The 22380-nt window shown below is 40.4% G+C and carries 22 protein-coding genes; 13 read left to right on the top strand and 9 right to left on the bottom strand.

All coding sequences use genetic code 11. The annotated features are described in order from the left end of the window. Positions 1–19: 19 nt before the first annotated feature. Positions 20–1231 (bottom strand): hypothetical protein, encoded by a 1212-nt coding sequence (locus ACM0OS_RS08400; protein ID WP_414542716.1) that lies wholly within the window; start codon positions 1229–1231, stop codon positions 20–22. Positions 1232–1400: 169 nt separating this feature from the next. On the opposite strand from ACM0OS_RS08400, the gene ACM0OS_RS08395 reads away from it, so the two are divergent. Together ACM0OS_RS08395 and ACM0OS_RS08390 are read left to right on the top strand one after the other, a co-directional pair. Next, positions 1401–2444 carry an adenosine deaminase gene (locus ACM0OS_RS08395; RefSeq protein WP_414542715.1) on the top strand — a complete coding sequence of 348 codons (1044 nt, stop codon included), beginning with the start codon at positions 1401–1403 and terminating at the stop codon, positions 2442–2444. Between the two features lie 150 nt (positions 2445–2594). Next, complete coding sequence (locus ACM0OS_RS08390; protein ID WP_414542714.1) at positions 2595–3665, top strand: tetratricopeptide repeat protein; 1071 nt, start codon at positions 2595–2597, stop codon at positions 3663–3665. 73 nt (positions 3666–3738) lie between these two features. Here the strand turns inward: ACM0OS_RS08390 and ACM0OS_RS08385 are convergent, their stop codons facing one another. Further along, positions 3739–4074 (bottom strand): rhodanese-like domain-containing protein, encoded by a 336-nt coding sequence (locus ACM0OS_RS08385; protein ID WP_414542713.1) that lies wholly within the window; start codon positions 4072–4074, stop codon positions 3739–3741. 149 nt (positions 4075–4223) lie between these two features. Between ACM0OS_RS08385 and mutL the strand changes: the two genes are divergently transcribed. Continuing rightward, the gene (gene mutL / locus ACM0OS_RS08380) at positions 4224–5903 is read left to right on the top strand and encodes a DNA mismatch repair endonuclease MutL (RefSeq protein ID WP_414542712.1); all 1680 of its coding nucleotides are present in this window, start codon (positions 4224–4226) and stop codon (positions 5901–5903) included. 52 nt (positions 5904–5955) lie between these two features. Further along, a complete protein-coding gene (gene menH, locus ACM0OS_RS08375) occupies positions 5956–6768 on the top strand; it encodes a 2-succinyl-6-hydroxy-2,4-cyclohexadiene-1-carboxylate synthase (RefSeq protein ID WP_414542711.1) in 813 nt (270 codons plus the stop codon). A gap of 17 nt (positions 6769–6785) precedes the next feature. Here the strand turns inward: menH and ACM0OS_RS08370 are convergent, their stop codons facing one another. Continuing rightward, on the bottom strand, positions 6786–7481 hold the full coding sequence (locus tag ACM0OS_RS08370) for a glycoside hydrolase (protein WP_414542746.1): 696 nt from the start codon (positions 7479–7481) through the stop codon (positions 6786–6788). 421 nt (positions 7482–7902) lie between these two features. Between ACM0OS_RS08370 and ACM0OS_RS08365 the strand changes: the two genes are divergently transcribed. Together ACM0OS_RS08365 and ACM0OS_RS08360 are read left to right on the top strand one after the other, a co-directional pair. After that, positions 7903–9018 (top strand): TRAFAC clade GTPase domain-containing protein, encoded by a 1116-nt coding sequence (locus ACM0OS_RS08365; protein WP_414542710.1) that lies wholly within the window; start codon positions 7903–7905, stop codon positions 9016–9018. After that, a complete protein-coding gene (locus ACM0OS_RS08360) occupies positions 9015–9761 on the top strand; it encodes a hypothetical protein (protein WP_414542709.1) in 747 nt (248 codons plus the stop codon). Before ACM0OS_RS08365 ends, ACM0OS_RS08360 begins: the two co-directional genes overlap by 4 nt. Positions 9762–10034: 273 nt before the next feature. On the opposite strand, the gene ACM0OS_RS08355 is transcribed toward ACM0OS_RS08360, so the two are convergent. Further along, positions 10035–10694 (bottom strand): NAD(P)H-binding protein, encoded by a 660-nt coding sequence (locus ACM0OS_RS08355; RefSeq protein WP_414542708.1) that lies wholly within the window; start codon positions 10692–10694, stop codon positions 10035–10037. A gap of 181 nt (positions 10695–10875) precedes the next feature. Between ACM0OS_RS08355 and ACM0OS_RS08350 the strand changes: the two genes are divergently transcribed. Further along, positions 10876–11559 carry a DUF1997 domain-containing protein gene (locus tag ACM0OS_RS08350; RefSeq protein ID WP_414542707.1) on the top strand — a complete coding sequence of 228 codons (684 nt, stop codon included), beginning with the start codon at positions 10876–10878 and terminating at the stop codon, positions 11557–11559. Positions 11560–11616: 57 nt separating this feature from the next. Here ACM0OS_RS08350 and ACM0OS_RS08345 read toward each other — a convergent pair whose 3' ends face one another. Then, entirely contained in the window at positions 11617–12087 is a 471-nt protein-coding gene (locus ACM0OS_RS08345) for a DUF4079 domain-containing protein (RefSeq protein ID WP_414542706.1), read from the bottom strand. Between the two features lie 268 nt (positions 12088–12355). On the opposite strand from ACM0OS_RS08345, the gene ACM0OS_RS08340 reads away from it, so the two are divergent. After that, complete coding sequence (locus tag ACM0OS_RS08340) at positions 12356–13636, top strand: ankyrin repeat domain-containing protein (protein ID WP_414542705.1); 1281 nt, start codon at positions 12356–12358, stop codon at positions 13634–13636. A gap of 310 nt (positions 13637–13946) precedes the next feature. Next, positions 13947–14924: an IS982 family transposase gene (locus ACM0OS_RS08335; RefSeq protein WP_414542704.1), complete on the top strand. Its 978-nt coding sequence runs from the start codon at positions 13947–13949 to the stop codon at positions 14922–14924. 166 nt (positions 14925–15090) lie between these two features. Here ACM0OS_RS08335 and ACM0OS_RS08330 read toward each other — a convergent pair whose 3' ends face one another. The 4 genes from ACM0OS_RS08330 to uvrB form a co-directional block, all read right to left on the bottom strand. Continuing rightward, positions 15091–16137: an aspartate carbamoyltransferase catalytic subunit gene (locus tag ACM0OS_RS08330; RefSeq protein WP_414542703.1), complete on the bottom strand. Its 1047-nt coding sequence runs from the start codon at positions 16135–16137 to the stop codon at positions 15091–15093. A gap of 199 nt (positions 16138–16336) precedes the next feature. Continuing rightward, positions 16337–16924, bottom strand: a complete 588-nt coding sequence (locus ACM0OS_RS08325; RefSeq protein WP_414542702.1) for a Uma2 family endonuclease — start codon at positions 16922–16924, stop codon at positions 16337–16339. Between the two features lie 146 nt (positions 16925–17070). Further along, on the bottom strand, positions 17071–17631 hold the full coding sequence (locus ACM0OS_RS08320) for a Uma2 family endonuclease (protein WP_414542701.1): 561 nt from the start codon (positions 17629–17631) through the stop codon (positions 17071–17073). 10 nt (positions 17632–17641) lie between these two features. Further along, the gene (uvrB, locus tag ACM0OS_RS08315; RefSeq protein ID WP_414542700.1) at positions 17642–19639 is read right to left on the bottom strand and encodes an excinuclease ABC subunit UvrB; all 1998 of its coding nucleotides are present in this window, start codon (positions 19637–19639) and stop codon (positions 17642–17644) included. Positions 19640–19892: 253 nt separating this feature from the next. Here uvrB and ACM0OS_RS08310 point away from each other — a divergent pair, with 253 nt between their 5' ends. The 4 genes from ACM0OS_RS08310 (at position 19893) to ACM0OS_RS08295 (ending at position 22329) form a co-directional block, all read left to right on the top strand. After that, entirely contained in the window at positions 19893–20360 is a 468-nt protein-coding gene (locus ACM0OS_RS08310) for a hypothetical protein (RefSeq protein WP_414542699.1), read from the top strand. Positions 20361–20770: 410 nt separating this feature from the next. Then, positions 20771–20953 carry a CsbD family protein gene (locus tag ACM0OS_RS08305; protein ID WP_414542745.1) on the top strand — a complete coding sequence of 61 codons (183 nt, stop codon included), beginning with the start codon at positions 20771–20773 and terminating at the stop codon, positions 20951–20953. Between the two features lie 371 nt (positions 20954–21324). Next, positions 21325–21762, top strand: a complete 438-nt coding sequence (locus ACM0OS_RS08300; protein WP_414542698.1) for a hypothetical protein — start codon at positions 21325–21327, stop codon at positions 21760–21762. Between the two features lie 63 nt (positions 21763–21825). After that, positions 21826–22329, top strand: coding sequence for a hypothetical protein (locus tag ACM0OS_RS08295; RefSeq protein WP_414542697.1), 504 nt, complete (start codon positions 21826–21828; stop codon positions 22327–22329). Positions 22330–22380: the final 51 nt, after the last annotated feature.

Here is a 22380-nt window from a genome sequence, read left to right as displayed (position 1 = left end):
GCAAATTAATCAGCACATTTTAAGGTACTGGAACCCACACACCAGAGTGTACAAACTGAAGATCATTGCCCGCCAGATTCACATTATAACTCCGGACAGCACTTGCCCAGGAAGGATTTCCACTAGGAACATTACCGCCAAAAACATTAACTTCCCATCCGGCTTGAATTGACTGGCGACAACTTAACTTTTGGTTATCAATATTCAAACAACCGTCAAAAAACTTGGGACTAGACCAGTGCAGACCAATCATATTTTCTGATACCTTTGCCCGTTTAGCTGCATCTTTTTTGATTACACTTACTAATGAACTAGGTAAACTTTGCATTCCATCAGGTATTGGGGAAAAATTGGGGACTGAAATTGCGTCTTTACGAATATAGTAAACATAGCGATTAGCGTCCATAATAACGATCATTTGCCAAGCTGTTTCTTCTATATCTGGACAAATCCCCATTTCTGGTTTTGTCGGTCTTATACCTGTACCGTCACACCAATGCCATTTTATAGCCTTAATACTTTCAACTCGCAGGTTAGAATTTAAATTATCATGGCGACTCACAACATCCTCTAACACCTTCTCGCCAATATTTCGGGGCATTTCTGCTGTTTCTTGGGGCAAATATAAACTTAAATTCCCATAATTCAAATCTTGGCCATCAAGTCCCAATAAGAATGGTTTCTCTCTACCTTCTGCCAGAATACGCCATCCTAAAATTGGCTGAACTTTGCAAGTAGTATTAATAGGACAGGCCGGAAGACCTTTGCTTAGTTGTGCGGCAATAATAGAAATATCGTTGGTTTCTAAGGATAATCTTGTGGATAAAGCTGAGAGAATAGTTTTATTTAAACTTGCAGTGGCATCAAGGGTAATCAATCCATTATTAGTTACATAATAAACCCAATTTTCACCTTGACCATTCATCGTTACACGCCAGCCAGAATGGGATTTAGCTGAACAAGGTTTATTCGGAATCACACCTGATTTATCAGTTAAACAGTCTTCCCAAGTAGCTACTTCAGATTTAGTTAGTTTAAGTAGTTCGCTGTTAATTTCCAATTGCTGCGCCATTTTCTCACGCACTGCGGTTTCTAGGTTTTGAGGGAGATTTTTTGGCGTAGTAGCCACCTCTGCTTTAATAAAATTCTGGGGCTGTGTTGTTGCGTGAAAAATCAGGCTGCTGATACCAAGTAACGCCACAACACTACATAAAAATATTTTGGTTTTCATAAATTTTGCTCTAAATGAGCGTTAATCAACCTTTTGAACGATTTTATTGTATATTTGACTAAATTTAGGTAATTTTGGTTCTAATTCCCAAAAATTCGTAAAAAGTAGAGATTTTTTTATTTGTGGCTTTTGTTACAATTAATGAACTTTATATTTACAAAATACCATTATGGCATTATATGCTGAGTTACATAGACATCTGGGGGGTTCCGTTGTTCCTCGTGTGTTGTGGCGATACTTTGAGCGCCATGCTACGGATTTAATTACTCGTTTTGCTGAATATTCAGAATTTGAGGACTTTTACACTCGTCCCCGCAATACTTTAGATGAGTATTTAGAATTACACACTTTAGTAGAAAGTGTCCAAACTGTAGAAACTTTACCCTACTTTATTTATCGTTTATTGCGCGGTGCTTATATCTTTGAAAATTTGGCGTATTTAGAATTACGTTATACACCATACTTGCGTACACCGGAACATCTGAGTCAAACCCAGAGAATTGACAAGATGGCGGAAATTGTTGAGGTGGTAGGTAAAGCTAGTCATTTGCCAGAATATCCCATTGTGACTAGCCAAATTCTCTGTATGCACTCGCGCTTACCTTATGAAGTGAATAAGGCCATTATTGATTTGGCAGCGCAAAATAAACAGTATGTTTGTGGCATAGATGTAGCTGGGGGCGATCGCTACTATAATGAACGATTAGAAGAATGGATCAGCTTGTATGAGTATGGGCGATCGCTTGGCATTAATACAACGGGACACCTTTACGAAACCACAGATGGTTGTTACCCCAAACTGTTGCCTTACCTGATGCGGATTGGTCACGGTATTCAAATTCCGCTGTTATCTCCAGAATTACTTCCAGAAGTCGCTAGGCGAGGACAGTGCTTAGAAATTTGTCCCACAACTTACCTGAAGACAGGGACTTTACAGGATATCCGTCAACTGAAATTGGTTTTTGACCGTTGTTTTGAAGCTGGGGTAGATATTGCCATTTGTACTGATAACGCCGGGTTGCATAATGTGCGTTTGCCGTTTGAGTATGAAAATCTGTTAACTTACGACATTATTAATTTTGCACAGTTACAAGCTTGTCAAAATGCAGCTTTCCGCCATGCTTTTGCTTGGCCTCACAATCAGCCTCCAGCATCTTTATTGAACAAGTTACTTAAACCCGAACTACCTAAAGTTTTGGCAATGACAGATTAGTTTGCAAAAATTAAAGTTTTGTTTTGTGGGGTGGGAAGGCCTATCCCACAATGGAATTTTAGATATTTTATTAATCAGGCAAAAGATAACACTGGTTACGTAAGAGTAATTTAGGTTACAACAAACTGAGAATGTAACTCTGTACGTAATATGAAAGTTATTCAAGAAAGCCATAGCCAGATGACGCTGCGCCTACGTCCCTGGTTTTTGTGGGTTTTTGGTGCTATCTTCACTAGTGCTGGTTTGTCCGTAGCACTTTTAGGTTCACAAGTACATACTTTCGCTTGTCGTCGTGATGCTACTGCACCAGCCACTTGTCAACTTTCTACTAAAGGATTATTTTGGTCAAACCAGCGAGTTTTACCCATCAACGAGATTCAAGGAACCACAATTAATAGTTTCAGAGATAGTAAAGGCAAGTATAGCTATCGTTTAATATTATTAACTAACACAGGCGAAGTTTCCCCCATCCCCACAAATATTTCTCATCAGGAAACAGTCAAAGACTGGGTAAAAGACATTGAGCTTTTTCTCAAGGATACTCAACAACAAACTTTATTAATTGAAGATGATAATCGAATATTTGTTTTTTTATTTGGTGGTTTATTTGCAGTTGTAGGCTTGGCTGTAGCAGTTTTAATGGGTAAAGTTGTTGTTTGCAATATAGACAAAACATTAGGACAATTAACTTTAGCCAATTATGGATTATTAGGTAATTCCCAAACAGAATACAGAACCCGTGATATTCATGGTGTAACTGTACAAAAATCGGTGAGTAGCAAAGGTGGTAAAACCTATAGAGTAGCGTTAGTTATGAACTCTGGGGAATATATACCATTTACGGCTTACTACAGTTCGGGATTTCGTCAACACCAGCAAACAGCTGATCACATTAGCCAATTTCTTAATTTAAAATCTATTGAAGAACAACATCAATCACCTTCAATGCAAGAAGTATTTTCTGCGGTTAAAGATGTAATAGGACTGGCATTTACCGGAAAAGCTGAGGATAATTTGGAAAAATTACAACAGGCTGTGGTGAATAATCCCGAAGATGCCGAAGCAAATTATCAATATGGTTTTACTTTATATTTTCTCCAGCGATATCAAGAAGCTAAACCTGTTTTAGAAAAAGCAAAACGACTTTTTATTATGAATGAAAAAGTTCAGAAAGTGCAACAGATAGATTCACTTTTACAATCACTAAATCAAAAATTATAAGTTGTCACAAGTAATTTTGTTAACGCAAAGTAAGCACGGAAGTACGCAGAGGTTGTCAAGAAATCGGAGAATGTCACGCAGCTACGCCTTCTATTGCACCACCAACTGTTTTCCACGCTGTCAGGCCACCTTTGATTTCAGTGGCGTTAGTAAAGCCTGCTTCGCGTAACTTTTGGGCGGCGTGGGTTGCTTGTGCGTCGTTGTCGCCATAGACATAGATATGGCGTTCGGTATGCAGAGAAAATTTAGCGCGTTGTACGAGTTCATTTAAGGGGATTTGGATTGACCCAGTGATGCGACTGTGATTGTAAGTGTGGCGATCGCGCACATCTATGATTGTAAACGCTGGTTGTCCCCATTCCAGACGAGACTTTAGATCATGAACTTCCGTGACTAGATCATTACTCATAAACTTTTCTCGCTCTTTACCTCACAAGCAATCTATCAAGAATATGCTGATGATCTGGCTTTCTTTACAATTAATCAAAATTTCTGTGGAAGTGTAAATAAAAATGCTTATTCTATTCAGTGATTGGCTACTCGCCTAAACTGTAATTTATGGCATCTACTATTCAAGCTTTACCAACAGAAGTTGTATATCTCATTACAGCTGGAGAGGTTATCGACTCCTTCGCGTCTGTGGTGCGGGAATTGGTAGAAAATTCCCTAGATGCGGGTGCAACTAGGATTATTGTTTCACTTTGGCCGCAGCAGTGGCGTATTTGCGTTGCAGATAACGGTTGCGGAATGGATGAAGATGATTTGCAACAAGCAGCTACCGCCCACAGTACCAGTAAAATTCGCTCTAGCGATGATTTGTGGAAAATTAACAGTTTGGGGTTTCGTGGTGAGGCGTTACACAGCTTAACAACTCTAGCTGATTTGGAAATTTTGAGTCGTCCACCGGGAGAAAATGTTGGCTGGCGGGTTGTCTATGGTGATAATGGCCAAGCAGTAGAAGTTGAAGCAACTGCGATCGCACCTGGTACAGTGGTCACAGTCTCAAATCTCTTCGGTAATTGTGAACTGCGTCGTCAGGGTTTACCCACAGCGGCACAGCAAATGAGAGGCGTACAATTAGCAATTCAACAAATCGCCTTATGTCATCCTCACGTAACTTGGCAAGTTTGGCAAAATGACCGCCAATGGTTCACCATCTCCCCCGCGGCGACAATCGGACAACTTCTACCGCAAATTCTCACCCAAGTGCGACAAGGTGATTTACAAGAAGTCAAACTAGAACTTCCAAATCCCAACTCCCCACTCCCAACTCCCCACTCCCAAATTAATTTAGTCGTTGGTTTACCAGACCGTTGTCATCGCCGTCGTCCAGATTGGGTGAGGGTTGCAATTAACGGACGCATGGTGAAAGTGCCAGAATTAGAGCAAACGATTTTAGCAGCATTCCACAGAACATTACCACGCGATCGCTACCCTGTTTGTCTATTGCATCTTGCCATTTCTCCTGACCAAATTAACTGGAATCGTAATCCCGCCAAAAGCGAAATTTATCTAAACGAAATTGGTTATTGGCAAGAACAAATTACCAAAGCCATTGACCAAGCACTTCGTATTAGTTCCGTCAATCTTAAAGAATCTGTTCACACAACGCGAGTGAGTAAATTACTCAAAGCCGCAGAAGCCAAAGGCAGTTACAACGTTAACCCTGAAAATTCACCTGAAGACAATAACACTCAGCTATCTCTAAAAGCGATCGCTCAACTTAGCAAAACATATATAGTAGCTGAACATCCTAGTGGTATGTGGTTAGTAGAACAGCACATTGCCCATGAGCGAGTTTTATATGAGCAAATATGTGATAATTGGCAACTTGTGACTATTGAACCACCCATCATTCTTTATCAGTTATCATCAGCCCAGGTTTCACAGTTACAAACAATTGGTTTAGATATAGAACCATTCGGTGAACAACTTTGGGCAATTCGCACAATACCCGCACTTTTACAGCAGCGAGATGATTGTGCAGACGCGATTTTAGAACTAAGTTGGGGCGGAGATTTACAAGTAGCCCAAGTAGCCGTTGCTTGTCGCAGTGCCATTCGTAATGGTACACCCATGAACCTAGAAGAAATGCAGACACTTTTAGATCAATGGCAACGGACACGTAATCCCCGCACTTGTCCCCACGGTCGCCCAATTTATTTATCTTTAGAAGAGACATCCTTAGCGAGATTCTTCCGCCGCAATTGGGTAATTGGTAAAAGTCACGGAATTTGATAAATAACCAAAAATTTCCTGAAATCTCCGCGTGCTTTTGCGTTTAAAAAAAATGTCTAATAGAACTTACAATTTGCATTATTCTTTAACTAAAAATTCAAACAAACCTTTAATCCTTTTCTTACATGGCTTCATGGGTAATATTCATGAATTTGACGAAGCCACAGAACTAATAGCTGACGAATTTTCTTGGCTCACCCTAGACCTCCCGGGACACGGAAAAACTCAAGTTTTGGGAGGAGATGAATATTACACAATGGAAAAAACTGCTAATGCTGTAATTAACTTATTAGATGAATTAAAAATCACCCAATGCTACTTAATTGGTTATTCAATGGGTGGAAGATTAGCCTTATATCTTACCTTACATTTTCCCGAACGTTTTACTAAAGTTGTTTTAGAATCAGCCTCCCCAGGTTTAGCAACTGAAATAGAAAGACTAGAAAGAGTAAAACGTGATACTCAAATAGCGAGAAAGTTAGCAAGAAGTACGACGAAAGAAGATTTCGCAGCGTTTTTACTCAACTGGTATCAGCAGCCAATTTTCGGCGCAATTAAAAATCATCCTAAATTTGCAATTATGCTAGAAAGCCGCTTGCAAAATCAGCCCCGTGAATTAGTTAAATCACTACAATTTATGGGTTCTGGCAATCAACCTGCTTTATGGGAAAAACTCAAGGAGAATAACCGTCCTTTGTTATTATTAGCTGGGGAATACGACGAAAAATTTATAGTTATTAATCAAGAAATAAATAAAATATGTAAGCTAGCCCAACTAAAAGTAATTAATTATGCTGGGCATAATATTCACTTGGAAAAGACTCAAGAATTTGTGCAAGCTGTAAAAGAGTTTTTGATTCATTAAGTAGCCATCATCAACTGCTAAGGAACTGGCGCCGCATATGCAGAACCTGGATGATTAGCTGCCTTTAATTCTTCTGCCAACATTTTTTCATAAATCTTTGGCAAAGAACTACTAATAGAATTAGTTTCTATCCCGTATCCTAGACTTGTCCAAGTAGGAGACAGTCGCCGTAAAACATCATCTATTTTTCCCTTTTGCAACAGTTGAGAAATATCAGTTCCCCAAACCTTAGAATCACTCAACCAACGGTAAACCACTGCATCTTGATATTGTGCTTCAAAACTATAAGCAGCCCAAAACATCATTGACATGGGGGGATTGGGATGATAGCGAGGTGCTATTTCAAACCAAGTATTATTGATGATTTGATATCTACCAGCAGCAGTAGAACAATTGCCCTTGTTTGGCCCTGTGACAATGGTGACGCATATTTCAGGATGGCGACTAAGGTCATTTACCTGCTGACCACCATACAACAAAGAATAGGGACGATTACCACTAGCCTCACTAGCGGAGATGGTTCGCATCAAAGCCCGGATATGAGGATCACCCCCTTGCATCACCAAAGGCGGCTGTTGGACTCTAAATACAGGATCATTAGGCGATCGCAGTGAACCATAAATATACCACTGCAACAAACAGATAAAGCCGATCAGTGCGGCTATGGGGCCAATCAGATTTTCTACGCCCTTGAGTCTAAAGCCTTTCAGAATCAAACTCCTTCAAATTCGCTCTTAACTAACAACAATATTTGACGTAATTATTTCGTCAAAGTTCACCAATCGATATAAATTCACAATTATAATTTCAGTCTACTCTTTAGCGGGGTCGTATGTTTGCTGAAAACTTAATTAACAGCCTATATATTAGCGATGACTCACTAACTTTATAAATAATCGGTAAGAAATGATAGTTCTTTGTGTAACCAGGGAAAACTACTAGTAGTGCAAGAATTCGTCATGTAGAACAGACAAGCAAATGTCAATAAAAAGACAAGTTGTACCAAGGGCAGAAAATTGTTAATTTGAGCCTTCGGTTGAATATACTCTGTGGGAAATATATGGGTATGTCAATCTTGTTCAAACTTGATTCGGATTCCAGAAAGCTATAACCACGCTAGCAGGAGAACTATACATGTTAAAAAACCTTACAAGCGTCTTTCGTCCTCGTAAAGTGATTGAACAGCATATAGCTGTTTTCGGGGAATCTGGAAGTGGAAAAACAATGCTGTTAAACACCTTATATGGTTGGCATCAAGAGCCTCAATTCCATAAAAACAAAGGTTATAGACTTACTGCAACTGATACATCACAGGGACATCACTTGTTGAATGGATACTTAAAAATGAAAGACAGCTTTTTACCAGTTACCACAAGTTTTGTGTATAAGTCTTTCAAATTTGATATTAACGTTCGTGGTTTAGATGCACCAGCAGGCTCTTTGGTCTGGCACGATTATCCGGGTGAGTGGTGGAATGAAACAAAAGAGGGAACCGAAGGTGCTCGCAAATTAGAAGCTATTCGCTTACTTTTACAGTCTGATGTGGCTTTTATTCTATGTGATGCACAAAGACTCAAAGATGATGGAGAAAAATATCTCCGGCGCTTATTTATGAGTTTTAATAGTGAACTTGTTAATCAAAAAAAAGCTCTTATGCCTGATGGTAATCCACTTACCTTATTTCCAAGAATATGGATCATCTGTCTTTCTAAGGCAGATTTATTGCCAGACAAAGATGTTTACTGGTTCCGATCTCAAGTTATTAAAGCAGCTAAAGAAGACTTAGAAGTACTTAATGAAACTATCAAATCAATGATTTCAGGAGATAGTTGTCAATCTATAGGTGAAGATTTTTTACTTCTATCCTCTGCTGAGTTTGATCCAGAAAATGGCAAACTTACTAATCCAGAACATCATGTTGGTATTGACTTAATTCCTCCAATTTCTATTATTGTTCCCGTTGAACGTGCTCTTTTCTGGGAAAGAGCAAAGGGTAATAGTCAAGCAGCAGTTCACAAGCTTACAGAGAGTTTTCGGTCATTAACAACTAATTGGATGAAATATCTTCCACTAGTTGGGGGCGTATTTTCGTTAGTAGATGATGGTGCAAAATCACTAGTCACAAAACTTAAAGAAGTAGAAACTGAGGCACGGGAAAGGGGTGATTCAGTAGAAACAGTAATTGCGGCCTTTCGAGGCAGACTGGAAGATGAAAGTACAAAGCAAATTTATTTATCAAAAAAATTATGAAATTGAACACTATACTCTGGTCAACACGTGGACGTGATTGGGGATTCCGAATGCTTTTACAACCCAAAATACCTTGTGATGATTGGCTTCTACCTTATGAAGCTATGTTTAATCATACTTCTACTGAAGACACAAAATTGAGTCGGGGTAAAGTAACAATTCATGGTAATCATGTTCCTTATGTTGCTGTTACTTTTGCAGATCCAGAATCTCGAAAAGACCGTGCTGGTAGAATAATTCCCCACAAAATTGCGATTGTTGGTGAGGAAAGCAACAAATTTCAAGACTTTGATTCTGTGCAAAAAGATGTTTGGCAAAAACTGTCAAGTGTCTATGCACAATTATACGAACACGAATCAGTCGCAATGGAAAAAATTCAATTAATTTGCAATGATGGGCTAATTAAAATTAGTAAGAAGGAGCACCAGCAAGAAGCACACACTGAGGAAAAACAGCCAAATTTTCAAATAGCGGTAGTCATTATGGCAGCAATGACTCTCGCAATCGTGGTAGTAATATTGCTGCAAATCGTCAGCAAAAAACCGGAAATCCCATCCCCATCTTCAACGGTAAGAGAAACCAACCAAATAGTCAGCAAGGTACGGCAGCAGAATTTGTTGGAGAAGTCCACAAAGTCTTCAGAAAACAATTCTTCAGACTCAGACAAGTCTCTAACATTAATGGAGAAAGAGTTAAATCCGATCATGCAATCAGAATTCAAAGCCCCCATTACAGCGAACTAGATTATGTAGCAAATTTTATTGCACAACAAGAAAAAATCAAGAAAAATGCTGAACGAGGTGAACTGAGTGATGATGACAGAAAACTACTCAAGCAAGTAAAAGCTGATTTAAAGCAATATCTTTTACTAATTGAGGAAGTCGAAACTATATCAGGCGACAATTTTGACTGATACTGTAGCTCAAATATGAAATCAAGGTTTCATGACACAAGCGGCTTTACTTCTGATAAGCCGCTCTACGTAAAAGATACTTTACTTGGTCAAATAAGTAAACTCAAGCGACGTTAGCAAATAACTCCCCAAAACTTTTAGCCGGCGCTTCTGATTTGGCAACAATTTCCACAATTTTATTACGTGCAGCTGGCTCAAACAGTGACTCTACGCAAACCTGGGCAACTTTTTGGCGAGGAATACTACCATCGAATAATGTATCAGCACCCTGCATGACGATAGAATCGGTATTGTCTTCATTCTTTAAACCACCAGGACGCACAATCGTATAAGTTAAACCACTTTTTTGAATGTATTCTTCTGCTTGCTTTTTCCACACCAAAATCAGCCAAAACAAATTCAAAGGATGGAATAACTGGGAAGTACATAAAGAAGACACCAAGACAAAATGCTCAATACCTTTGGCCTTCGATGCTTCCACTAAATTTTTAGTACCTTCAAAATCTACCTTATAGGGGCCAGTTGGGTCGAAGCTAGGTTTTGCACCTGTAGCGCATAAAACGACAGTACTATCACCTAAAGCAATATTAAGACTTTCTGTTTGTAACACATCGCCCATGACTAACTCAGCTTCAGGAGGTAGAATGGCTCTGGCTTTTTCTACATCCCGCACTAATGCACGCACGGGAATATTCCGCGCTACTAGCTCTTGTACTATGCGGCGACCTGTTTCACCTGTTGCCCCTGCTACAAATGCTTTCATGAAAAACGCTATCCTGGGAAACTAATATGTAATTATTCGGTTCTTTAATTTTAGTGATTTTATGAAGTTCGTGACAGATTTGTGAGGTTTCGGCCAAAATGGCAGTTTATTGCGAAACAAGTCCGTCAACCTGGGAATTATTAATTTATAGACAAACGCCAATTTATAGGGGAATGTGTTGATGCTTTCAACAAACGGCGAATATCAATCTTTGGATATAAAAGAAACAGTTTTGCCCGTAGCGTCAAATGTCACAGCAGCCGAAGACACACAGATAGAAGCAACTGTAGGGTCACCAAATAGGTTTTACGGTCGATATAGTGACTCAATGGAAATGTATGCTCCAGCAAACTCAGTTGCTGAGTATCTCGATGCCCACAACTCATGGTTTTCGCGCTGTGCTGAACCGATGAAGGTAGAACCGTTAAATGAAAATGGTTATGCTTTAATAATTGGTCGTTTTGGCTCCTTTGGTTATGATGTGGAACCAAAGATTGGTCTAGAACTTTTACCCCCAGATGAAGGGATTTACCGCATTCGGACTATCCCCATTCCTGATTACCATGCGCCTGGTTATGACGTAGATTATCAGGCATCCCTACAGTTAATCGAAAATGTGGTCAATGAATCTTCCGCCTGTGGGGGTGAAATAACGCGAGTTGAGTGGGAATTGGATTTGAGTGTTGATATTCACTTTCCTAAATTTATTCAGCGATTACCCAAGTCTTTAATTCAATCTACAGGCGATCGCTTGCTTAACCAAATTGTCCGTCAAGTCTCTCGTCGGTTAACTCGCAAAGTCCAAGAAGATTTTCATCAATCTTTAGGAATATCCTTTCCTGGTAATTCTAAAAGGAAATGGTAAATCAACAGTCATTAGCCATTAACTGGTACAGCTTGGCTAATGACCAATGACTAATAACTAAGCATTAGTGAGTATTCTTTGGACAATCTGCACACCAGTAATGGCTTGCCAAGTAAAAAGCCCTAAAATAACAAAATTTACGAGAATGTGAGTGGCACGCGCCCAATTTGCTCCTTTTTGCATGAAAGGAGATAAAGCAGCAGAAAATGCAATCAAACCAGTCATCCCCAGTCCGGCTAGCAGATGTGGCCCCACAAATAATTTACCGTTATTGATGTAAGTGACAGCCATCCCACCAATTGCACCCGTCACCATCAAAGCTAACAGTACAGATCCAATTTGGTAGTGTTTGACATTATATCTACCTTTAATCAATTCTTTTTTTTCTTCCCCTTGAGCGCCTCTGGTACGCTGTACTTGTAGCCCCAAATAGGCAGCGTAAAGTGAGAGTGCTAACAGTCCCCACATAGTCAGTGGGTGAAAAAAGTTCAGCCAATATTTAACTTCAGGTGACAGTTCCAAACTCATTGTGTTCTCGCCCAATTCTTAAATCTTCATAAAAGGTAGTATAACTTTAAGTTCTGTGCTTAAAGTTGCCAGAGGTGAAAGAGGCAAGGGGGCAGGGGGCAGGGGGAAAAGATTTTTGTTGAGTGCCAACATCTTGGTTTTTCATATCTTCTCTATCTCCCCTATCTTTCTTCCCAGTTTTCAGTCACCCTCTTGCCAAAGTGGTTAAACAATTTCAGACTAAATTTTGGGAATAAACGAACAAAACCTGCTTGTGCGGGACTAATTCATGGCTGAAAATAACGATATCTTGCTGCTGAACGCTGCGAAAAATGGGGATATACAGCGGCTTTGTGGGCTACTGGCTGCTGGTGCTGAGGTAGATTTTGGCGATGGCGATGGTACTACTGCTTTAATGTTTGCGGCTAATTTAGGTTATACCGAAATTGTGCGATCGCTCTTGGATGCTGGCGCAAATATTAATCTACCGAGAAAGCGCTATGGTTTGACGGCTTTAATGTTGGCTGCTAGCTCTAACCAACTTGATATTGTGCAGCTGTTAGTATCCAGAGGTGCTGATGTGAATGCCATTAATGAAGATGGTAGTACGGCTTTAATGGCAGCTGCACTTAAGGGTTATGTAGAAGTAGTAAAAGTCTTACTGGCTGCTGGCGCTCAAGTAAATATCCAAGATAACGATGATGATACTGCTTTACAGCTGGCTATTAAACAAGGTCATGCAGCGATTGTAGAATTTTTACTACAAAATAACGCAGATGTCAATGCCAAAGATGAAGAAGGTGAGACACTGTTAATGATTGCGGCTGACTTGGGCAATTTGGATGTTGTACAGGCATTACTAAGAGCCGAGGCTGACGTGAATTTGAAAAATGAGGATGGTGGTACTGCGCTTTCGGCAGCTGTAGCAGCTGGACATGGAGCAATCGCAGCTGCTTTACTCGATTACGGTGCGGAAATTAATCTTCAAGACAAAGATGGTGAAACTGCCCTCCACTTAGCTGTCGTCGAAGGTTACATAGATATTGTGCAATTGTTACTTGAGCGGGGTGCAAATCCGCAAATTAGCAATCATCTAGGTGATACACCAATACTTGTAGCTGCATTACAGGGACATAGCGAAGTCGTGGAAGCACTGCTGCGATGTAGTGACAAGATTCATCAGGGAAGCCTGACTATACCTTTGATATTGGCAATATCTCAGGGATGCATCCAGATAGTTAAGGTATTACTAGACTACGGTGTTGATGCCAATAGTTTAGGCGATGATGGCAAAACAGTTTTAATTAAAGCTGTAGAACGCAATTACACAGGGATTATCCGGTTGTTACTAGACAAAGGTGCAAATGTGAATTTCCAGGACGTAGCAGGGGCGACAGCGTTAATGTGGGCAGCTTCTGGAGGTTATAACGCGGCTGTACAGATATTGTTGCAAGCTGGAGCAGATGTCAATGTGAAAAATCGGGGTGGTTATACTGCTTTGATGATTGCAGAATTTAATGGATATAAAGACATAGTGCAAAAGCTGCAAAAAGCTGGGGCCCAGGAATAAATACTTATGGGCATGGGGCATATTAAAAATTTTCTAAAAACACCTTGACAAGCAATGGAATTAAAGGTATTTGCTTAACGTGAGTTCGACGGATAGGAAAACGCAAAAGGCTTGTTGTATATGAATTTGCTGAACGAGGCAGAAACAGGCGATAGCGCCAGCGTTGTTTCTTGGATGCCCGGAGGGCTTTTGTCAGTTCGCCAGAGCGCACAGTGGGGGAGGGAATTACTACGATTAATTGAGAAGCGGTAAAAAAGTGACAAAAAAATGCCGAAACTAAAAATATCTAAGAAAAATCCAGGTTTCGGCTATGTCCACCATTGTATTTCGCCTCGATATCACGCAAATTTTCTGCGACGTAGATGATTTTTGTCACCAATGGTCAAACCTCTGGCGGCAGGTACCACAATTGCCATCAACAATGGGAGAAAAGCGTAGCAAATCGAGGATGCATTTATCAGAAGTGATGACAATAGTCATAGCCTTTCATGGCAGTGGATATAAGACGTTCAAAGAATTTTATACACTGCACGTCTTACCAGGTTGGCGTGAAGCATTTCCGAATTTGGTGAGCTACACAAGGTTTGTGGAATTGATGCCTTGGTGCTTAATGCTTTTATGTTGCTTTTTACATACACGCACAGGAGAAATTACTGGGATTAGTTTTATTGATTCCACACCGATAAATGTTTGTCATAACTGTCGAGCGCATTCTCACAAAGTATTTAAAGGTTTAGTCAAATGGGGCAAAAATTCTGTGGGGTGGCACTTCGGATTTAAACTGCATTTGATTATTAATGATTGTGGAGAATTAGTCGCATTTTCATTAACTCCAGCAAATGTGGATGACCGAAAACCAGTCCCAGATATGACTAAAGACTTAATTGGCAACGCCAGTTGCTTCTCTTCGAGACGCTCCGCGAACAAGTCGGCAGAGCCGCCCAACGCACTGGCTCAACTCTTTGGTGACAGAGGTTACATCTCTCAAAAACTATTTGAGGAGTTATATGAGCGAGGATTGCAATTAGTCACAAAATCTAAAAAGAAAATGAAAAATCGCTTGGTAAAACTGATTGATAAAATTCTGTTACGCAAGCGTGCTGTGATTGAGTCCGTCAATGACCATCTGAAAAATATATGTCAAATCGAACACTCTCGGCATCGTAGTCCATTTAACTTTTTGGTTAACTTGATGGCTGGTTTAGCTGCTTACACCTATTTGCCTAAAAAACCGTCGATTGATATTTACCCAAAAGATTTGCCTGCTCTACCTCCTGCCATTTTTTAGTTCCTTCGAACTCACGTTAAAATAATATGCCAGTTGCGTAAGTCCTGTTCTCAAGCCAATAAGTCTATACCAAGATGTTGCCAAACCCTAATAGCGACTCTCTTTCCTGTATCTGTGGCAAGAATACACAACTATCTTGCTGTAAATTTTGCAGGTGAACTTGGATTTAAACTTTGCTACTACCTAATAAATACAAAAGTGCCATGCGAATGGCGATACCACTGGTAACTTGCGCCTGAATCAAGCTAAATTCTGGATCGTCCATTAAATCTGAGCTAATTTCTACACCACGGTTGACTGGGCCTGGATGTAAAACTTTGACATGAGGTTTGCACAGTTGCAACTTCGGGCGTGTAATGCCAAACATTTGATGATATTCTCGCAAACTTGGTAGTAAGTGAGCAGTCATGCGTTCTTTTTGCAGGCGCAAAGTCATGACAAAATCAGCATCTTGTAAGGCGGGTTCTAGCTCCCAGTGTAAGAATAGTTGGCGATGAGGTGAAGGGGGAATAGGACATGAGGAAGGATGTTTTGGTTCTGGGCTTTCTGATTCCTCATCAAAAACATACTCGGCAAATAATTTGGGTAAAAGGGTGGGTGGTGCTGCTAGATGCACTTCGGCACCACTGGCGGTTAAACTCCAGATATTAGATCTGGCTACGCGAGAATGTAAGATATCGCCAACGATCGCAATTTTTTTATCTTTTAATAGTTCCAGTCGTGGATTAGCTGGATCAATCAAAGTACAGATTGTAAATAAATCCAGTAGTGCTTGGGAAGGATGTTCGTGTTGTCCATCACCAGCATTGAGGACGCTAACTCGTACACCTAGACGATCCATTTCTTGAGCGATCGCATTGGGTACCCCTGCTTCTTTATGGCGAATCACCATAATATCTGTTCCCATAGCCAAATAAGTCTTGGCTGTGTCGAGAATAGTCTCTCCCTTAGTCATGGAAGAAGATGCAGCGGCGAAGTTAAGGGTATCTGCACTCAGACGTTTAGCAGCAAGTTCAAAACTGCTTCGGGTGCGTGTAGATGGTTCAAAAAATAAATTGGCCACCACCTGTCCCTGTAAACTTGGTACTTTCTTTGTCCGTCGTGATAGTACTTCCTGAAAACTAGCAGCAGTTTGCAAAACAGTATCGTATTCGGCGGTTGTGAAGTCGGCTAGGGAAAGAACGTGATGACGATTCCAGGTAGTACTAGGCATAAATAGCTATCAGTTATCTCTGTACAGACACAATACTGTGCGCCCCTACAGCTTTTTCATTTACTATGCAGTGGAAATAATAGCACTTGCCCTATATCAAAATAGATACTGTTTTCCCCGTTAGGGCTTTGTGGCGATCAGCCGAAGGCTTGAATATCTATGGAACACCACCAGCAGCTGACAATATGCTGCTGCGCGTCTATGCATCCTCGTTGGTGGCTTCAGGTTCAAACTGCACTTGTCGGTACAAATCAGCGATCGCTATTTCTACATCCACCGATTCCAGTCGCAATCTATCGCCTAGATTATACTCCGACAGCACCCATTTCCCTTGTTCGTTACGCCGAAACACTTCTACACCTGGTTGGGCTACTTGTACTAAGACATATTCTTGCAAGGTGGGAGATTGGCGATATTTGGCAAACTTCTTCCCCCTATCGGCTGCTTCTGTTGACGGTGATAACACTTCGATAATTAAGCAGGGAAATTTTACCCATTGTGGATCGATGTCACGCGGATCGCAAGTAACCACCACGTCAGGATAAAAATATTTTTGTCCCGGTTCCACCTCCACCTTCACATCAACAATGTATACTTCACAGGAGCGATGGGCTAGGGCATCATCTAAGAGTTTTGAGAAATTGAGAGAAACCCGATTATGGTTGCGTGTACTACCGCTCATGGCCACTACTTCGCCATCCCAATACTCATAGCGTTGCTCTTGGGTGGCTTCCCAAGTCAGATATTCCTCTGCACTCATCAACAGGCGATCGGGTAAAGCAACCATTGGGGCGATTAAGCAATGATTTACTTTTATAGGATAGCGAAAAAGCTCGTGTTCTTGATTTCTAGCTTAACGAAAGCACTAACTCCCAGCATTTTGTCTCGCAAATACTTAATGCGATCGCCTATGGAATGCTACACTAATTTCTCCTAGACTTGCCGTAATAATTCCCGAATAGTGATGGCACAGTCAGGAAAGGCTAAAGGTGAAATGGCCACATCTTCGGCAAGTATGCTCTCACTGTGATAGCCGTCGAGAGTGGGAAGACGATACATATACAACTTGCGCCCATTGACATCTAAAATCCAGTAATCAATAATACCTGATTTAGCATAGGCGATCGCTTTGACTTCTCGATCGTACTTGAGACTGGAATCAGCGATTTCAATTAGTAAAAAAACTTCGGAAGCGTCGGGATGGTGATCATCATAATCTAAGGGATTGAGCTTCACGACTGAAATATCTGGTTCTGGTTCCGAGTAATCGTCAAGTTGCACTGGTGACTGGATTCTTAATAAAACTTTGTCCCCCAAGCGTTGACGTAATAATCTTTCTGTGCGGGTAATGGCTGACTCGTGAGCAGTTCCTTTTGCTGACATTCTGATGATTTGTCCCGCTATTAATTCTAAGCGTTCTTCAGGATGAAAAATTCCTGTTTCCGCCATTTGATGATATTCTTGAACGCTAATTAGACGAATATTGGTGAGCATAAGGTTCAAGCTAACGTCCCAGCATTTTATCTCGCAGATGCTTAATGCGATCGCGCAATTTGGCGGCTTCTTCAAATTCTAAATTTTTCGCTGCGGCTTTCATCTGTTCTTCTAACTTGCCAATCAACTCTGGAATGTGTTCTAGTGGCAATTCATCTAGATGTTCATCGACAATTTTCAAATCACTGGCATTTAATCGTCGAGAAACATCCAAGAACGATAAAATTGCATTACTTGATTTCTTGACAATGGGTTGGGGTGTAATTCCGTGCATCCGGTTATGAGCAATCTGAATACCACGCCTTCTGTCTGTTTCCTCAATGGCTTTAATCATGCTATTTGTCATATTATCTGCGTACAAAATTGCTTGTCCCCGGATGTGACGTGCTGCTCTACCGATGGTTTGAATTAAGGAACGTTCGGCGCGTAAGAAGCCTTCTTTGTCTGCATCCATAATTGCTACTAAGGAAACTTCTGGTAAATCTAAACCTTCCCGCAACAAGTTTACCCCTACCAAAACATCAAATTTCCCCCCACGCAAATCCTGTAAAATTTCAATGCGTTCAATGGAATTAATCTCGGAATGTAAATAGCGCACCCGCACACTGTGGTCTTGTAAATATTCAGTTAAATCTTCCGCCATGCGCTTGGTTAATGTGGTAATTAACACTCGTTCTTGGCGGTCAACTCTGTCTTTAATTTCGCCTAATAAATCATCAACTTGTCCTTCTGTGGGACGCACAAAAATTTCAGGGTCAACTACGCCAGTGGGTCGAATTACTTGCTCGGCAATATGACCTTCAGATATTTCTAATTCCCAAGTTCCTGGGGTAGCGGAAACAAAAATACATTGATTCACTTTTTGCCAAAATTCTGTTGCTTGTAAAGGACGGTTATCAGCAGCACTAGGAAGGCGAAATCCATGATCAATTAACACTTTTTTTCTGGCTTGGTCGCCGTTATACATACCACGAATTTGCGGTACGGTAACGTGAGATTCGTCTATCACTAATAGCCAATCTTTGGGAAAATAATCAATTAAACATTCTGGCGGTTCTCCCGCTTGTCTTCCTGCTAAGTGACGGGAATAGTTTTCGACGCCGTTACAGTAACCAACTTCACGCAACATTTCCAAGTCATAGCGTGTCCGCTGGTCTATGCGTTGTGCTTCTAATAATTTCCCAGTTTCCTCTAATTCGGCTTTTCGCTGTTTTAATTCGCTAGCAATATCATCACAAGCTATTTCTAAGCGTTCCTCTGGGGTGACAAAGTGACGCGCTGGATAAATATTCACAGCTTCCAGGCTGCGGATAATTTCCCCTGTTACTGGATCAATATAGCGAATTGCGTCGATTTCATCGCCAAAAAATTCTACCCGAATAATTCGGTCTTCGTAGGCGGGGCCAATTTCTAAGACATCACCCCGGACGCGAAAACGTCCCCGACCCATTTCTATATCGTTACGGTTGTATTGTACGGATGCTAAATCTCGTAAAATTTGGCGTTGATTTACCTCCATACCTATCTGGAGGGGGATGGCAGCTTTGAGATATTCTGCTGGCATACCCAAACCATAGATGCAGCTAATGGAAGCTACCACAATTACATCACGACGTTCAAACAGCGATCGCGTGGCTGAATGCCGCAACATATCTATTTCATCATTAATTGAAGCTGTTTTTTCAATATAAGTATCGCTAACGGCAATATACGCCTCTGGCTGATAGTAGTCGTAGTAGCTAACAAAATATTCAACTGCGTTCTCAGGAAAGAACTCTCGCAATTCATTACACAGTTGGGCCGCCAAAGTTTTATTATGGGCTAGTACCAATGTCGGCTTACCGATTTTTTCAATGACTGCGGCTATGGAAAATGTCTTACCTGTTCCCGTAGCTCCTAGTAAAGTTTGGTAACGGTTGCCAGACTGGATACTTGTAGATAATTGGGCGATCGCTTGTGGTTGATCACCTGTGGGAATAAAGGGAGCTTGAAGACAAAATCCAGACATACACTTCTCTTGGAAATACCCTATTTCATGGTAGCGATACTGTTTCGCCTGTGCTGAGATGGCATCAGCAAACTCATAAACAGCAATATTTTTTTACAAAAATTTACTATTCATCTTTACTTATGCATCAGTTTAAAAAATGTTTATATACATATCAGGTTTTTTAGGGTTAAACTCTTTGATGTATAAGGAGAAAAATTCATTTTTCCTTAATTATTGTAAAATTTAGTTAATAAACCAGAGGTGTCCGTTTATGAGTATTAGCAGCACTGGTCAAGAAATCAGTCCTCGACAAAAGGATACCAAGCTAAAAGGGGAAACTACAGTGGAAGAAAACAATAAGAATAATAGCTTGAATACAGATAAGAAAGTCGAAAAAGGTGCTGATCTGCCAGTGCATGAAGAGCAAGGTAAACTAGTAGTCGCTGGAGCGCGTCCCATTGGCAGCAGTGATTTACAATTTGCTGGGACAGTGACAATTTCCGGAATCCGACCTATTGGCATTAGTAATTTGGAAGTAGTTGAGACAGTAAACATCATGGGGATACGTCCCATTGGCGCTAATACATTTGAAGTTGTTGACAGTATAAATATGTCTGGGATACGTCCCATTGGTTCGAGTTCACTGGTAGTTTCTGATAGCTACTCCGTAATGGGCAATCGCCCTGTAGCATCAAATGTTACTGATAATTCAGAAATCATGATGGGTTTTCTAGATTAGTAGCAAAAGTAATCACCATAACTTAAAATTGACCCGGTTCTTTAGCAGAACTGGGTTTTTTAATCAATACTTACACTAAAATTTGATTCTTTAGAAGGATAGGACTTAACAAGTAAAAACTACATTTAAGTTCTAGTTAAGTTTTAAATAGAGATATCAGAAAATAAATGATCTCATTTTGGATGATGAGTATCCTGTGTGTCCTTATTTATTTTTCTTACTATAAAAAATAAAAAAAATGAAATATTTAACTTGCTTTTGCTTTATCTCTTTTTATATAGACAACTAATATGTCTTATGGCGGAAGGCTTGAGTCCAAACGTTAAGCTACCTTGTAAAAGTAACAACAAATGATTTCAAAGTTGCAAATTAACTTTGAAGCTAATATTATATCAAATCAGGAGCGTAATATGAGTATAGAAGATCGCGCCAAAGCCACTGGTAAAAATATTGAAGGTAAGGCTCAAGAAGCATTAGGAAATGTTACTGGAGATCCAGAAGATAAAGCTGAAGGTAAAGCAAAACAAGCTGAAAGCGAAGTACGTCACGGTGTAGAAGACGTAAAAGATTCTGTAAAGAAAAAACTGGACTAAGTAAATGTTAGATACTTGGCGAAATTGCTAAAGATGTGATTAGAGTCAATACAATTTTGTCAAGATAACAAGCCAATAAAATTAACTCGGCTAAACCCCCTTGATCCCTAAAAACAGGGATTTAGGGGTTACTTAAGACAGTATATAGACAAAGAGACTGATAGCCGTTGGCAATTGCTTAAGTAACTTAGATAAATACAAATAAGCACCAAGTCAGGATGCATTTTATTTATGTGAGTTCAGCAATTTATACCAATTTGCAACCAATAATTTGACAGACACAAAATTTAAAAACCAGAGAAATTAAATTTTCTGAATTACGAATGACAAATTGGTATAACCTTTAAAAATTATTTGATGGGAGGGAAAAAATGAATTTGCTTCAGCAGAGTCGTAAAATTGCCACGACTCTAATATTGATTTTGGTGCTAACAATAACTACAGCTTGTGGTAGTGGTACAGTCACCCAAGCTGACCGCACAATTGCCCCACAAATAGGTAGTGATGTAGCTTATGCAGAGTTGCAGCGGGGTAATACCCCAACCGGACAAAGTTTCGGTGATTGGGTGGTACAAACATCTAAGGGATTAGTTAAAGACGCTTACGTGCGCGATAACAATAAGCTAGGTGTGGTTATTTCTTCTCAAGTTCGTCCTAATGAAGTGCGGACTTTAGCAAAATCTTTAGTGCAAGGTTTTCAGAGAAACTTTCCCGACAAACATTTAACTGTCTTGGTATACGGGCCAGACAAAAAATTGATTTTGACTACTGAGTATGACAGGGCAAGTAATCAAATTCAATATAGCTAATTTGATTAAAATCAAGCCCTCACGTGACGAAAAAATTTGACCTGATTTCAGGAGATAAGTAAAGTGACAAGCAGCGAAGAATATAGAAGGCAAATCATGAATGATTTGTCACAGGGTAATACCGAATCTCTCGATGATGTCTCCTATGACAACTTCGATGATTTTGCCCAACGGACAACACCAGATCAAAGACGCCATTTATTTGGTAAGTCAGCAACTTCAGCGCCGATTCCCGCCAACCAAATGGAGCCGGAATTACAAAAGGCGATCGCCCAAATTAAACCCAACGAACGGGATGATGTAGCTAAGGCCTTTTTCAAAGAATTTAAATCCAGAGGTTTAGACGAAAAGCGCTTAGAACAACAATTAAATCTTTCTACTCACCATGCTAGCCGCATGAATGCTGATGATGTCAGCAAATTAGCAGGTTTCGCCTATCATAACCATCCCGACGTTTTCCGGGAAGTCATGGCAGAACAACCAGCAATCATGAAATTCCTCAGTAATCCTGTTGTAGCGGGGATTATTGGTATTGCAGCAGCCAAGTGGTTGGGTAGCCGGAAGTAAAAGAAGCAGGGGGGCAGGGAGCAGGGGAGAAGAGGAAGTATTTTTCTCCTT

It is taken from the genome of Nostoc sp. CCY0012 (assembly GCF_963920855.1).
In the GTDB taxonomy this organism is placed as follows: Bacteria; Cyanobacteriota; Cyanobacteriia; order Cyanobacteriales; family Nostocaceae; genus Cyanocohniella.
This window is presented reverse-complemented; position numbering and strand designations above follow the sequence as displayed.

What these genes read in the sequence shown, in the direction of transcription:
- ACM0OS_RS08320 (WP_414542701.1), bottom strand. Translation starts at nt 17,631, where the DNA reads ATGCTCACCAATATTCGTCTAATTAGCGTTCAAGAATATCATCAAATG.
- ACM0OS_RS08360 (WP_414542709.1), top strand. Translation starts at nt 9,015, where the DNA reads ATGAAATTGAACACTATACTCTGGTCAACACGTGGACGTGATTGGGGA.
- ACM0OS_RS08395 (WP_414542715.1), top strand. Translation starts at nt 1,401, where the DNA reads ATGGCATTATATGCTGAGTTACATAGACATCTGGGGGGTTCCGTTGTT.
- ACM0OS_RS08385 (WP_414542713.1), bottom strand. Translation starts at nt 4,074, where the DNA reads ATGAGTAATGATCTAGTCACGGAAGTTCATGATCTAAAGTCTCGTCTG.
- ACM0OS_RS08350 (WP_414542707.1), top strand. Translation starts at nt 10,876, where the DNA reads ATGCTTTCAACAAACGGCGAATATCAATCTTTGGATATAAAAGAAACA.
- uvrB (WP_414542700.1), bottom strand. Translation starts at nt 19,639, where the DNA reads ATGTCTGGATTTTGTCTTCAAGCTCCCTTTATTCCCACAGGTGATCAA.
- ACM0OS_RS08300 (WP_414542698.1), top strand. Translation starts at nt 21,325, where the DNA reads ATGAATTTGCTTCAGCAGAGTCGTAAAATTGCCACGACTCTAATATTG.
- ACM0OS_RS08400 (WP_414542716.1), bottom strand. Translation starts at nt 1,231, where the DNA reads ATGAAAACCAAAATATTTTTATGTAGTGTTGTGGCGTTACTTGGTATC.
- mutL (WP_414542712.1), top strand. Translation starts at nt 4,224, where the DNA reads ATGGCATCTACTATTCAAGCTTTACCAACAGAAGTTGTATATCTCATT.
- ACM0OS_RS08305 (WP_414542745.1), top strand. Translation starts at nt 20,771, where the DNA reads ATGAGTATAGAAGATCGCGCCAAAGCCACTGGTAAAAATATTGAAGGT.
- ACM0OS_RS08330 (WP_414542703.1), bottom strand. Translation starts at nt 16,137, where the DNA reads ATGCCTAGTACTACCTGGAATCGTCATCACGTTCTTTCCCTAGCCGAC.
- ACM0OS_RS08340 (WP_414542705.1), top strand. Translation starts at nt 12,356, where the DNA reads ATGGCTGAAAATAACGATATCTTGCTGCTGAACGCTGCGAAAAATGGG.
- menH (WP_414542711.1), top strand. Translation starts at nt 5,956, where the DNA reads ATGTCTAATAGAACTTACAATTTGCATTATTCTTTAACTAAAAATTCA.
- ACM0OS_RS08345 (WP_414542706.1), bottom strand. Translation starts at nt 12,087, where the DNA reads ATGAGTTTGGAACTGTCACCTGAAGTTAAATATTGGCTGAACTTTTTT.
- ACM0OS_RS08310 (WP_414542699.1), top strand. Translation starts at nt 19,893, where the DNA reads ATGAGTATTAGCAGCACTGGTCAAGAAATCAGTCCTCGACAAAAGGAT.
- ACM0OS_RS08365 (WP_414542710.1), top strand. Translation starts at nt 7,903, where the DNA reads ATGTTAAAAAACCTTACAAGCGTCTTTCGTCCTCGTAAAGTGATTGAA.
- ACM0OS_RS08335 (WP_414542704.1), top strand. Translation starts at nt 13,947, where the DNA reads ATGTCCACCATTGTATTTCGCCTCGATATCACGCAAATTTTCTGCGAC.
- ACM0OS_RS08355 (WP_414542708.1), bottom strand. Translation starts at nt 10,694, where the DNA reads ATGAAAGCATTTGTAGCAGGGGCAACAGGTGAAACAGGTCGCCGCATA.
- ACM0OS_RS08325 (WP_414542702.1), bottom strand. Translation starts at nt 16,924, where the DNA reads ATGGTTGCTTTACCCGATCGCCTGTTGATGAGTGCAGAGGAATATCTG.
- ACM0OS_RS08390 (WP_414542714.1), top strand. Translation starts at nt 2,595, where the DNA reads ATGAAAGTTATTCAAGAAAGCCATAGCCAGATGACGCTGCGCCTACGT.